We start from the raw sequence: 11,753 nt of genomic DNA on the forward strand, positions 1-11,753 counted from the left end.
TGCCGGGTGTACCTATCCGGGGAAGTCCGCAGCATGGATGCTGCGGTCTAGGCCCCATGGACGGGTTTACGCCGACCCCGGATAGGTACACCCGGTGGCTGGCGCGAACTCAAGGCAACAAGGCCAACCCTGGAGAGGTCAACCCGGCTGGCAACACGAACGCCTGGCAACGAAGTCAGCCGAACTGGTACTTAAGAAGCCCCCGATCCGCACTTTGAACCCGGTCCAGGTGGACTCGAATTTCTGGTAAGTGGTGCGCGCAGTAGAACGCCAATAACGCTTGAACGTTGTTTCGTTCTTTGGGTGTTACGCCGTCGTCTTCGGCGGCCAGCACCGATAAGCCCAGTTGCCAGCCGAGGGCCAGAATGCCGGTGGCTTCCAATAGTGCTACTGAAGCTGCATGGAGCTGGGTGGCGTTGTTGGCCTGGTGTTCCAGCAGGTCTCGAACCGTGTTGCGCAGAGCATCGATTTTTCTTGTCAGCAGTGCCCAGTCTGATGAGCACTCCGGGTGTTCGCTGAGCGGCTGCAGATTGGTTTTTATCCGGTTCAGCCAGTCGTAAAAAACTTCGCCTTGGTCGCGTTGGATTTTTCTGAACAGAAAATCCTGAGCCTGAATGCCGGTGGTGCCTTCATAAATGGTGCTGATGCGCAGGTCACGATAGAACTGGGCAACGCCGGTTTCTTCGATGAAGCCCATGCCGCCGAAAATTTGAATGGCATCGCCGGTCAGGTGGTTCGCCATTTCAGTGACGTGTGCTTTGAAAATGGGCGTCAGTAAATCGAGTTCCTGCTGCGCTTGCTGTGACTCGGGGTGCGTTTTTTCGCGGGCGCAATCGACCTGGTGGCCCAAGTGCAGGCCAAGCATACGGGCGGCAAAGAGTCGGCTGCGCATGCCGAGCAGCAGGCGTTGAATGTCGGGGTGCTCGACCAGAGCGACCGGGCCTTTGCCGGTTTCGACATGGCGGCCTTGTTTTCGCTCCTGCGCCCAGGCCAGTGCAGCCTGGTAGGCGCGTTCGCCGACGGCTACGCCTTGCAGGCCAACGCTCAAACGAGCCTCGTTCATCATCACGAACATGACCGCCAATCCACGGTTGGGTTCGCCAACCAGCTGACCCCAGGCGCCCTGGTTGCCACCCAATTGCAGTGAACAGGTCGGGCTGCCGTGCAGGCCGAGCTTGTGTTCGATGCCGGTGCAGACTACCTCGTTTGGCTGGAGCTGACCGTTCTGGTCTTCGATGTGGCTCGGCACGGCAAACAAGGAAATGCCTTTACTGCCGGCGGGTGCATCCTGAAGGCGAGCCAGCACCAGATGGAGTTTACGTTCGGTGAAATCGTGCTCGCCGTAGGTGATGTACAGCTTGTCGCCCGTCAGCCTATAGCCGCCAAGACCGTCGGGAATCGCCCGGGTTTTCATCAGCCCCAGGTCCGAACCGGCCGCCGGCTCAGTCAGCGCCATGGTCGCGGTCCAGTCACCGCTAACCAGATGTTCGCCGTACTGTTCGATCAATTGGCTGTCGCCACTGGCCAGCAGCGCTTCGACCGCACCTTCGGTCAGCGGTTGAATCAGGCTGAACGCCAGGTTGGCGCCCTGCCAGCCTTCGGTCACTGCCATCGCCAGCACCTTGGGCAGTGACTGGCCGCCGAGCGCTTCTGGCAGACACAGACCGGTCCAGCCAGCGTCGCGAAATTGCGCGTAAGCATCAGCCCAGCCATCCGGTGTTGATACCTGACCCTGATCGAAGCGACAGCCTTGCTGATCGCCGGTCGCATTCAACGGTGCCAGTGCTTGTTCGGCAAAGCGGGCGGCTTCGTCGATGACGGCATTCATCAGTTCGTCGTCGAGTGCTTCGCAGGCGGATAACCGGTTCAGCCGCTCGCGGCCGATCAGATGCTGCAGCCCGAAACGGATGTCTTCAACCGGAACTCGATAGGCCGTCATGACTTTACCTCGCCGCCATGCGCAGGGCGCCGTCGAGGCGAATGACTTCGCCATTGAGCATCGGGTTTTCCAGAATGTGGGCGGCGAGGGCGGCAAATTCATCAGGCTCACCCAGGCGAGCCGGGAAAGGCACCGAATCACCAAGCGACTGTTGCACCTCTTCGGGCAATACCGACATCATCGGCGTTTTAAACAACCCGGGGGCGATGGTCATCACCCGAATGCCGAACGCCGAGAGTTCCCGCGCCAGTGGCAGTGTCATGCTGACGATGCCACCTTTGGAGGCCGCGTAGGCCGCCTGGCCGATCTGGCCATCGTAGGCGGCAACAGACGCCGTATTGATGATAACGCCCTGCTCCAGCCCGTCGTTTGGCGGGGTGTGCTGCATTGCCTCGGCCGCGAGCCGAATCACGTTAAAGGTGCCGATCAGGTTGACCTGAATGGCACGCGAAAAGGTTTCCAGGCGGTGTACGCCTTTGCGGCCGAGCACCCGCTCGGCACCGGGAATACCGGCGCAATTGATCAGAGCGTTTAGCGGCCCCCAGCGTTCCTGCAGCGCTGCCAGGGTGGTGCTGACGTTGGCTTCATCGGTGATGTCGGTGTGGGCAAATACGGCATTGTCGCCGAGCTCTTCGGCAAGCCGGCGTCCAGCTTCGTCGTTTACATCAGCCAGGGTAACACGGGCACCAGCGGCGACCAGATGGCGCGCCACGGCTTCGCCGAGGCCGGAGCTGGCCCCGGTGACCAGGGCGTTGAGTTCAGACAGTTTCATAACGCCCCCTTAACCCGCGTTTTCCAGCAGCACACTGATGCCCTGCCCGCCCCCGGCACAGGCTGAGGAAATGCCGAATTGCTCACCGCTTTCTTTCAACTGGCGGGCCACGGTGTGGGTGAGGCGCACGCCGGTTACACCCAGGGGGTGGCCGATGGCGATGGCGCCGCCGTTGACGTTGACCTTGTCGCGGTCGAGACCAAGCTCGCGCTCAACGGCAATATACTGGGCGCCAAAGGCTTCGTTGATTTCAATACGGCCAATGTCGGCCAGTTTCATTTTTTGCCTGGCCAAGACACTGCTGATCGCCGGGGCCGGGCCAATGCCCATGATTTCCGGTGGCACACCAACCACTGAGCCGCCAACAATTCTGGCCAGCGGTTTCAGACCGTGCGCCCGAACGTAGTCGCCGGAGGCAACCAGCACAGCAGCCCCGCCATCGACAATGGCCGAGGAATTACCGCCTGTCTGCACACCGCCAAAGGCCGGGCGCAGCTTGCTTAAAATCTCCAGCGGGCTGGGGCGAACGTGGCCATCGCGATCAAAGCTAGCCGCCCGGTCGGAGAGCTTGAGACCCCGGGTTTTATAGCCTTCGAGTGGGAATTCAGTGCTGCTGACGGATACGACTTCGTCGTTGTAAAAGCCTCTGTCCCAGGCATCGATGGCCGTGGCAAAACTGCGGGCGGCGTAGTCGTCGACTTCAGCGCGGCTGATGTCGTAGCGTTTTGCCAGCTCCTCGGCGGTGTGGCCCATGGCCATATCCGGGGCGGTGTCTATCATCGCTTCCCAGAGGAAATCACCGAACTCCACCTGGCCGAGTTTGAAGCCAGCCCGCTGGGTGTAGGAGGCCACCGGGTTGCGCGACATCGATTCGGCACCGGCGCACAGCACCAGTTTGGCTTTGCCGAGCTTGATCTGGTCGGCCGCGGTCAGAATGGCTTCAAAACCGGTAGCACACAGCCGGTGCACCAGCAGTGCCGGTGCGGTTTGTTTTACACCGGAGTACAAGCCGATGTGACGCGGCAACATAAACGCATCGAAACTCGCCTGGGCAACGCTGCCGGCAATAACGGCATCGACATCGCTGGCCGGAATACCGCTGTGCTCGAAGGTGGCGCGGGCGGCATAGATGCCCAGGTCGATCGGTGAGACTTCACGCATCACGCCGCAGTAGTCGGCAAAGGGCGTGCGCCGACCGTCGACCAAATAAACATCATCGTATTCGGATAAGAGCGCATCGCGCTCGGACGCCTGGTAAGTGTTACTCATGATCATTTCTTCCTGTTCAGAAATTGGCCTATGCGGGCCTGAACCTCGGGGCTGGTCTGGGTCATGCCGGCAACCAGCGATTCAGTAAACAAGCCGTCGTCCATCGACATGCTGTCGATCCGGCTCATGGCACTGACCATAGCCCAGTTCGACAACGGCGAATTCTGCGCGATGCTGGCCGCCAGCTCACGGGCTTTGGCTTCGCCCTCGCCCTCGGCCACGCGGTAGTGCGCCAGGCCAACCCGCTCGCCCTCATCGGCACTCAACGTTCGGCCGGTGAGCATCATTTCCGTCATCCGGCCTGCGCCGATCACTCCGGAGACCCGCACCGAGGCACCACCGCCGACGAAGATGCCGTGGCGGCCTTCCGGCAAGCGGAAAAAGGTGGAGTCTTCAGCAATGCGTACGTGGGCGGTCGCGGCCAGTTCAAGCCCGCCGCCAATCACGGCGCCTTTTAACACCGCCACAATGGGAATGCCGGCATTGGTCATCTTGCCGAACACCCGGTGCCACATCTGGGAGTGGCGTACCACTTCAAACGGCTCCCGCGCCTGATGTTCGGCCAGGTCGAGCCCGGCGCAGAAGTTGTCGCCAGAGCCCGTCAGCACGACCACGCGAATGGCATCGTCCAGCGGGTTGAACAGTGCTTCCAGTTCAAGCAGCAGGGCGTCGTTAATGGCATTGTGTTTGGCAGGGCGATTCAGACGAACGTGGGCAATGCCATCGTTGATCTCCATCGTTACCAGGGCAGTGTCGGTCATTGCGGTTCCCATCCTGATCGGGTTGGTGGCTACCGGTTAGTTAAGGTTGATACCCGGAGGCCGCCGATGAATTCATTGAGGCAAAGACTACCGATTAATTGTTGTACTTGTAAACAATTTATTTTTAATCATATTTCGCGATAAGCAACACCGGCTATGGAACAAAACGCTCTATAGAGGGCTCTAAATTAGATTTATCCGGGTCCATACTCTTCTTCAGATGGTATAAGGCCATCCAAGATTTACGCTATTTATGTTGATAAGCACAACAATATATGACATAAACAACACAGACTTTACTCGGTGCCTGACAGCGCCGATGGAACACCGGCACGACCCACAAATACAACAAGACACAAAAGAGGTTACCAAGATGCGTACTACCGGATTTCTTGCCACCCTGACCCTCAGCGCCGCGGCGCTGGCGTTTGCCACTCAGGCCGCTCACGCCGAAAACCTGCGCCTGGCTCCGGGCACGCCACCGGCTCACCCGGGCCACACACCCTTGTTTACCAGCTTCCAGGACCAACTGGCCGAAAAAACCGGCAGCCGGATGACCGGCAATATTCTGGGCACCGAAGTGGCCAACCTGGGCAACATGCGCAATGCCGTAACCAGTGGCCTGGCCGATGCTGGCATGTTCCTGCCCGCTTATTTCCCGTCGGACCTGCCAGAAATCAACCTGGTCGGTGACCTGTCTTTCCAGGGCACCAACTCCCAGGCGATGGGTGCGGCCATGACCGACTACATCGTCAACTGCGCCGACTGCCAGGACAACCTGAAAAGCCTGGGCATTGTGTACACCAGCAGCCACGCTTCCGACCTCTACCAGTTGCTGACCACAGAACCGGTCAGTGACCTCGACGACATGCAAGGCCTGCGCTTGCGTGCGGGTAACCCACAGTATGCTCGCTGGGCCAGCGCCATGGGTGCATCGCCTTCCAACACCTCGGTTGGTGAAACCTTCGAAGCCATTTCCCAGGGCATTCTCGATGGCACCATCGCGTCCTCGGCCGATCTGATCTCGTTCCGGCTCGACGATGTGATCACCCACATCACCACCATTCGCCTGGGCACTTACCACTCCACCATTTCCCATGCCTTCGGTCGCAACAGCTGGGCGCGCCTGAGCGAAGCGGACCGCAAGATGCTGGCCGAGTCATCCAGTCTGTCGAGCGCTCTGGCAACTCAGCGCTGGGCCCATGAAATGCCTGCCGAAGCCGAGGCACTGGCCCGCAGTGAAGGCATCGAGTTTGTTGAACCCAGCCAGGCATTGCTGGATGCGACGGCCACCTTTGTTGTAGACGACATGGCTCAGGTGATCGCCGATGCCGAATCCCGCTATAACCTGAACAACGTCGAGGCCAAGCTGGAACAATTCACCACCCTGGTTGATAAATGGACGGCCATTGCCAACGAACTCGACAACGACCCGGAAGCCATTGCGGAACGGGTTAATGAAGAAGTCTGGGCCAAGGTCGACTTTTCTACCTATGGTGTTCAGTAACCATTCCCTGATCTATTGTTGACTTAAGCAGTTGGCGGCGCCCCTCAGGTCGTCGCCTTTTTTTATCACTTTCTTTCAGGACATGAGTGACTTACACGATGTCGATCACCGGATTAAATCGCCTGGCCGATCAGTTGTCTCGGGCCCTGGCATTGCTGGGCACCCTGGGCATTGCCGCCATGCTGATCCATGTTACGGCGGATGTGATATTGCGCAGCACCCTGTCGTATTCCATTCCTGCCACGCTGGAAATTGTCACCCGCTACTACATGATCACGCTCGCCCTGCTGCCGCTGGCCTGGGTGGAACATCAGCGCAATATGATCGCGGTTGAAGCCGTCAGCGATATGCTGGGTGACCGCTTCAAAGCCTGGACGGATGTGCTGGTCGCGGTTATTTCATTGCTCATTTATTTTATTTTCATGGTGGCGACCTGGACCAAGGCCGTCGACCAATTTGAACGCGGTGCCTATATTATGTCGCTCGATTTCCCGATGCCGGTCTGGCCAACCTATTTCGTTATTCCCATTTCATTTGCCCTGGCTTGTCTGGTCTGCCTGATTCGACTGGTGACGACGCTCTCGGCCACCCCATCCCCCAACGCTCCGGAGTAAGGATTCACCATGTCGGTTGAAATCGGTTTTTACGGTCTGGTTGCTCTGCTGGTATTGCTGGCCTTGCGGGTGCCGGTGGCATTGGCGTTAATGGCGGTCTCGCTTGGCGGTGTGACCTGGATGATTAACTGGGATGTGGCCATCGGCATGCTCGCCGGCACGCCCTATGATTTTGTGGCCAAGTGGACGTTGAGCGCCGTGCCCATGTTTTTGCTGATGGGCTTTGTCAGTTACCACGCGGGCCTCACTGCCGGGCTGTTCAATGCGGCCAAGGTGGTGTTTCGCTGGCTGCCGGGTGGCCTGGCGATTTCCAGTATTTTTGCCAGTTCGGGGTTTGCAGCGGTATCGGGTTCAAGCCTGGCCTGCGCGGCGGCCATGGGCCGTATTGCGATTCCGGAGATGGTCAACAGCGGCTACAAGCCGAGCTTTGCCTGCGGCACCATCGCCGCCGGTGGCACTATTGGTGCGCTGATTCCGCCGAGTATTCTGATGATTGTTTACGGCGTGTTTGCGCAGGTATCCATTACTCAGGTTTTTCTCGGTGGCATCACCATTGGTCTGCTGACCGCCCTCAGTTACACCATTGTTATTTTGCTGGTCAGCTGGCGCCGGCCCGACATTGTGCCGCGCAAGCTCGAAGGGGCTTACGATTACAGCCCGGCACAGGCCATTCGTGAAATCTGGCCGGTGTTGTTGCTGGGGGTAATGGTCTTCGGTGGTTTATTCAGCGGCTTTTTTACGGCGACGGAGGCCGGTGCCATCGGTGCGGCCGGTGCCATCATCATTTCAGCCGTGCTGGGCAAGCTGAGCTGGGGGCTGATTCGAACGTCATTGCTGGAAACCCTGTCGACTACGGCGTCGTTACTGATCATTGGGGTGGGCGCCAGTATGTTTACGGTTTTCCTCAGTCTGAGTGGTTTAGCGGGGTTCATTTCCCAGGCGGTCTCGGGCTGGGACCCGACCTATCTTCAACTGATGCTGGTGGTGGTACTGATCTATCTGTTCCTCGGTCTCTTTATGGAACCCTTCGGCGCCATGCTGGTCACTTTGCCGATTCTGATGCCTATTTTCGAGCAATACGACATCAGCCTGATCTGGTTTGGCGTGCTGCTGGTAAAACTGCTGGAGATCGGGATGATCACCCCGCCCGTGGGCATGAATATCTTTGTGATACGCGGCGTCGCCAGCCAATACGCGAGCCTGGTCGATATTTTCAAGGGCGTCAGTACCTTTCTGGTGGCCGACCTGGTGGTGGTAGCGCTGGTGATTTTCTTCCCGGCGATTGTGTTGGTATTGACGGGTAGTTGAACGTTCGGGGCTTACTCTGGCGCCAGGAGTTTTTACTGGCTGGTGGGCTTGCCCTTTCTCGGTTTACTACGGTGTCAATCGTCCGTACAGGCCACCGGGTATCCTTATCCGGGGTCGGCGTGAATCCATCCGTGGAGCCTAGGCCGCAGCATCCTTGCTGCGGACTTCCCCGGCTAAGGATACCCGGCAGCCTGCACTCGGTTTTAATGCCCGGTGAGGCTGCGTTATGAACTGTGAAACTTGAAATGGTAATATGGATGCTTTGTTCCCCGGCGGGAACGAAATTCACCCCAACACTGGCACATCAACAGGAGCCCCGATGACCCAGGACACCCAAAAAATAGATGCCACCCTGTTGAACAGTCTGGTGGGCTATCGGTTACGCCGGGCGCAGCTTGCCTATTTCGAGAACTTCACGGCAACCTGTACCGAGCAGGGGGTGACGCCAGGTTTGTTCGGTATTCTGTGTGTAGTACGGGATAACCCGGGGCTGACGCAAACCGCCGTGGCCAACGCCATTGATACCGATCGCTCGGCCATGGTGTCGGCGGTCGATAAACTTGAAAAGCAGGGGCTGATCGAGCGCCGTCAGTCGGATTCAGACCGGCGTTCCTACGCCCTGTTCCTAACGGATGACGGTGTGCGGTTTACCGAGAACCTGCACAAGAAAGTACTGGCGCATGAAGCGCATTTTGAGCAGGTGATGAACAAGGGTGAAAAGGAGTGGTTGCTGGGCATGCTTGAACGCATCATCGAGCTGGACCACCCCGAGGGCTAAACACCGCCCTACCATCCGGTCAGGCCATAAACTGCCGCAGCTACCGGAAGAAGTTCACACTGGTGACTATCAGCCGGTGTACAGCCCGCCTGCGCTCCGCTAATCTGTACGGCGGTTCCCTACCCAAACCGTGTCAAAAAGGATTTAACATGATCGCACTGGTCATCGGCCTGGTTATTTTTCTCGGCATGCATTCCACCCACATTCTGGCTCCGCAATGGCGCGAATCGATGATTCGCCAGATGGGTCTGATGCCCTGGAAAGGTCTGTACAGCTTGCTCTCGTTGCTGGGCTTTGGCCTGATCATCTGGGGCTACGGCATGGCCCGGCTCGAGCCGGTCTGGCTCTGGTTCGCCCCCGGCTGGACCCGCCACCTCTCGGCGCTGCTGATGATACCAGCCTTCGTTTTTCTTGCCGCCGCTTATGTGCCGGGCAACCGCATCAAAGCCCGGTTCGGTCACCCCATGGTACTGTCGGTAAAAACCTGGGCCATTGCCCATTTAATGGCCAACGGCACTCTGGCTGACGTTCTCCTGTTCGGCAGCTTCCTGGCCTGGGGCGTGATGTATTTCATTCATGCCCGCCGTAAAGATCGGGCAAACAATACCCAATACCCGGCCAAGGGTGCCAAATACGACGTTATCGCCGTTGTCGCCGGCCTCATCGCTTATGTCGCGTTCGCCTTCTGGGCTCACCAGTGGCTAATCGGCGTTCCGCCCTTCGGTTGAGTTTTCTACAGAGGCAGTTGCGGAGTTCGAGTTGGCTCTGGTGCCAGGAGTCCGTGTCAGGCACTGGGTTCACTTATCTGGGGTCGGCGTAAACCCTTCCATGGGGCCTAGACTGAAGCATCCATGCTTCAGACTACCCCAGATAAGTGAACCCAGCACCTGACACTCAACTGGTCCCCAATTCTGAACTTGCATTCTACAAGCCTCAGCTTCTCTGCAGACCCCCAGACAAACTGATAAACTGAATATCCAATTCTTTTAGGCTCGCATTCTAAGTTGGCACTATACCAAGTGGCGGTGACCGGATTGGCCTATCCGGGGTAGTCTGAGGCATGGATGCCGAAGCCTAGGCCCCATGGATGGGTCCATGCCGACCCCGGATAGGCCAATCCGGTTGCCGACACGAACCAAAGGCAAAAAGGCCAACCCTGGCACCGGAATGCGAGCGACACCCTCAGGACATAGCCGATGATGCAATCTGACGATCTCCACCTTCACCTGCGCAATCTGGTTGTGGGTGACTACCCCCAACTTCAGAAACTGATGGACCGGGTATACGACGATATTGGCGGTGCCTGGCCGGAAGACACCATTAACCGGCTGATCAAGGATTTTCCGGACGGCCAAATCGCCATTGATGACGATGGTGAACTGGTCGGCGTGGCGCTGAGCGTGCTGGTGGACTACACCACCTTCTCCAACCCTCACAAATACGACGACCTGATTGGTCAGCGCGAGATCATTCTGAACAACACCAGCGGCGATGCCATGTACGGTCTCGATGTGCTGATCGACCCCGACTACCGTGGACACCGCCTGGGCCGCCGGCTTTATGACTCACGTAAGGAGCTGTGCCGGCAATTGAACCTGCGTGCCATTCTGGCCGGTGGTCGCATTCCCAACTACCACGAGCACGCCGACGACTTAAAGCCGACTGAATACATTGAACAGGTCGCCCGCAAGGAAATACACGACCCGATTCTGTCGTTCCAGCTGGCCAACGATTTTCAGGTAAAACGCCTGATGCGGCGTTATTTGCCGGAAGACGAGAAATCCCTGGGGTTCGCCACGCTGCTTGAATGGAACAACATTCTCTATGAGCCGGCCGACCGGGTGCTCGATAACACCAGAAACCACGCCCGGGTTGGCGCAGTTCAATGGCAAATGCGGGAGTTTGCGTCAGTTGAAGACGTATTGCAGCAAGTTGAATACTTCGTGGACGCGCTGTCAGGCTACCAGAGTGATTTTGCCGTCTTCCCGGAGCTGTTCAATGCCCCGCTGATGGGCCTGACCGATCAGACCGACCAGGTGGAGGCGATTCGCTTTCTGGGTACCTTTACCGAACGTTTCAAGACCGAAATGAGCCGAATGGCGGTCAGCTACAACATCAATATCATCGGTGGCTCAATGATTGAGGCCGATGACGATGGCTACCTGTATAACATTGCCTATCTGTTCCGCCGCGATGGCACTCAGGAACGCCAGGCCAAACTGCACATCACGCCTCAGGAGCGGCGCGACTGGATCATCGAAGGTGGCAACGAACTGGCGGTGTTCGACACCGATGCCGGACGCATTGGCATGCAGGTCTGTTACGACGTTGAGTTCCCGGAGTTAAGCCGGCTGCTGGCTGATGACGATATGGATATCCTGTTCGTGCCGTTCTGGACCGATACTAAAAACGGCTACCTGCGCGTGCGCCATTGTGCCCAGGCCCGGGCGATTGAAAACGAGTGCTATGTGGTGTTGTGTGGCAGCGTAGGAAACCTGCCCTCCATCGAAAACCTCGATATTCAGTACGCCCAGAGCGCGGTCTTCAGCCCGTCAGATTTCGCCTTCCCACACGATGCGGTGCTGAACGAAACCACGCCCAACACCGAGATGATTTTCTTCTCGGATCTCGATTTCAACAAGCTGAAACTGGTGCGCAGCGAAGGCTCGGTTACCAACCTGAAAGACCGGCGCAAAGACTTGTTTAGCCTGACCAGGCGGAATCCGAAGTAAACTTCAAGATTCGGAGTTCGCACACCAGGCTAGCGTCGGCTGCCTGGGATGCTCATGCGGGGGTATCTGAGGC

The 11,753-nt window shown here is 58.0% G+C and carries 10 protein-coding genes; 6 read left to right on the forward strand and 4 right to left on the reverse strand.

Features of this window, described 5'->3' with window-relative positions:
- Nucleotides 1-175: 175 nt before the first annotated feature.
- Genes ACHUE7_RS18560 through ACHUE7_RS18575 form a run of 4 tightly spaced genes read right to left on the reverse strand, consistent with a single transcriptional unit; the run spans nt 176 to nt 4,741 of the window.
- Entirely contained in the window at nt 176-1,939 is a 1,764-nt protein-coding gene (locus ACHUE7_RS18560; RefSeq protein WP_394171377.1) for an acyl-CoA dehydrogenase, read from the reverse strand.
- A 4-nt stretch (nt 1,940-1,943) separates the two neighbouring features.
- Nucleotides 1,944-2,711 (reverse strand): 3-hydroxyacyl-CoA dehydrogenase, encoded by a 768-nt coding sequence (locus ACHUE7_RS18565; protein WP_394171379.1) that lies wholly within the window; start codon nt 2,709-2,711, stop codon nt 1,944-1,946.
- A gap of 9 nt (nt 2,712-2,720) precedes the next feature.
- A complete protein-coding gene (locus ACHUE7_RS18570; protein WP_394171381.1) occupies nt 2,721-3,980 on the reverse strand; it encodes a thiolase family protein in 1,260 nt (419 codons plus the stop codon).
- Nucleotides 3,981-3,982: 2 nt separating this feature from the next.
- Nucleotides 3,983-4,741, reverse strand: a complete 759-nt coding sequence (locus ACHUE7_RS18575; RefSeq protein WP_394171382.1) for a crotonase/enoyl-CoA hydratase family protein — start codon at nt 4,739-4,741, stop codon at nt 3,983-3,985.
- 373 nt (nt 4,742-5,114) lie between these two features.
- Between ACHUE7_RS18575 and ACHUE7_RS18580 the strand changes: the two genes are divergently transcribed.
- The 6 genes from ACHUE7_RS18580 to ACHUE7_RS18605 all read left to right on the forward strand — a co-directional run bounded on the left by ACHUE7_RS18580 (nt 5,115) and on the right by ACHUE7_RS18605 (nt 11,680).
- Nucleotides 5,115-6,248 (forward strand): C4-dicarboxylate TRAP transporter substrate-binding protein, encoded by a 1,134-nt coding sequence (locus tag ACHUE7_RS18580; protein WP_394171384.1) that lies wholly within the window; start codon nt 5,115-5,117, stop codon nt 6,246-6,248.
- Between the two features lie 86 nt (nt 6,249-6,334).
- Nucleotides 6,335-6,862 (forward strand): TRAP transporter small permease, encoded by a 528-nt coding sequence (locus ACHUE7_RS18585; protein ID WP_394171386.1) that lies wholly within the window; start codon nt 6,335-6,337, stop codon nt 6,860-6,862.
- A 9-nt stretch (nt 6,863-6,871) separates the two neighbouring features.
- Nucleotides 6,872-8,170: a TRAP transporter large permease gene (locus tag ACHUE7_RS18590; protein ID WP_394171387.1), complete on the forward strand. Its 1,299-nt coding sequence runs from the start codon at nt 6,872-6,874 to the stop codon at nt 8,168-8,170.
- Nucleotides 8,171-8,489: 319 nt separating this feature from the next.
- Nucleotides 8,490-8,948 carry a MarR family winged helix-turn-helix transcriptional regulator gene (locus tag ACHUE7_RS18595; RefSeq protein ID WP_348476621.1) on the forward strand — a complete coding sequence of 153 codons (459 nt, stop codon included), beginning with the start codon at nt 8,490-8,492 and terminating at the stop codon, nt 8,946-8,948.
- A 149-nt stretch (nt 8,949-9,097) separates the two neighbouring features.
- A complete protein-coding gene (locus tag ACHUE7_RS18600; protein ID WP_394171388.1) occupies nt 9,098-9,676 on the forward strand; it encodes an NnrU family protein in 579 nt (192 codons plus the stop codon).
- 471 nt (nt 9,677-10,147) lie between these two features.
- Entirely contained in the window at nt 10,148-11,680 is a 1,533-nt protein-coding gene (locus ACHUE7_RS18605; protein ID WP_394171471.1) for a GNAT family N-acetyltransferase, read from the forward strand.
- The last annotated feature ends 73 nt before the right edge of the window (nt 11,681-11,753 follow it).

Origin of the sequence: Saccharospirillum alexandrii, from assembly GCF_043641555.1 — a bacterium.
In the GTDB taxonomy this organism is placed as follows: Bacteria; Pseudomonadota; Gammaproteobacteria; order Pseudomonadales; family Natronospirillaceae; genus Saccharospirillum; species Saccharospirillum alexandrii_A.

Bases quoted from the DNA above. Each gene is read 5' to 3' on its own strand.
- ACHUE7_RS18600 (WP_394171388.1), top strand. From the start codon at position 9,098: ATGATCGCACTGGTCATCGGCCTGGTTATTTTTCTCGGCATGCATTCC.
- ACHUE7_RS18590 (WP_394171387.1), top strand. From the start codon at position 6,872: ATGTCGGTTGAAATCGGTTTTTACGGTCTGGTTGCTCTGCTGGTATTG.
- ACHUE7_RS18570 (WP_394171381.1), bottom strand. From the start codon at position 3,980: ATGAGTAACACTTACCAGGCGTCCGAGCGCGATGCGCTCTTATCCGAA.
- ACHUE7_RS18565 (WP_394171379.1), bottom strand. From the start codon at position 2,711: ATGAAACTGTCTGAACTCAACGCCCTGGTCACCGGGGCCAGCTCCGGC.
- ACHUE7_RS18575 (WP_394171382.1), bottom strand. From the start codon at position 4,741: ATGACCGACACTGCCCTGGTAACGATGGAGATCAACGATGGCATTGCC.
- ACHUE7_RS18580 (WP_394171384.1), top strand. From the start codon at position 5,115: ATGCGTACTACCGGATTTCTTGCCACCCTGACCCTCAGCGCCGCGGCG.
- ACHUE7_RS18605 (WP_394171471.1), top strand. From the start codon at position 10,148: ATGCAATCTGACGATCTCCACCTTCACCTGCGCAATCTGGTTGTGGGT.
- ACHUE7_RS18560 (WP_394171377.1), bottom strand. From the start codon at position 1,939: ATGACGGCCTATCGAGTTCCGGTTGAAGACATCCGTTTCGGGCTGCAG.
- ACHUE7_RS18595 (WP_348476621.1), top strand. From the start codon at position 8,490: ATGACCCAGGACACCCAAAAAATAGATGCCACCCTGTTGAACAGTCTG.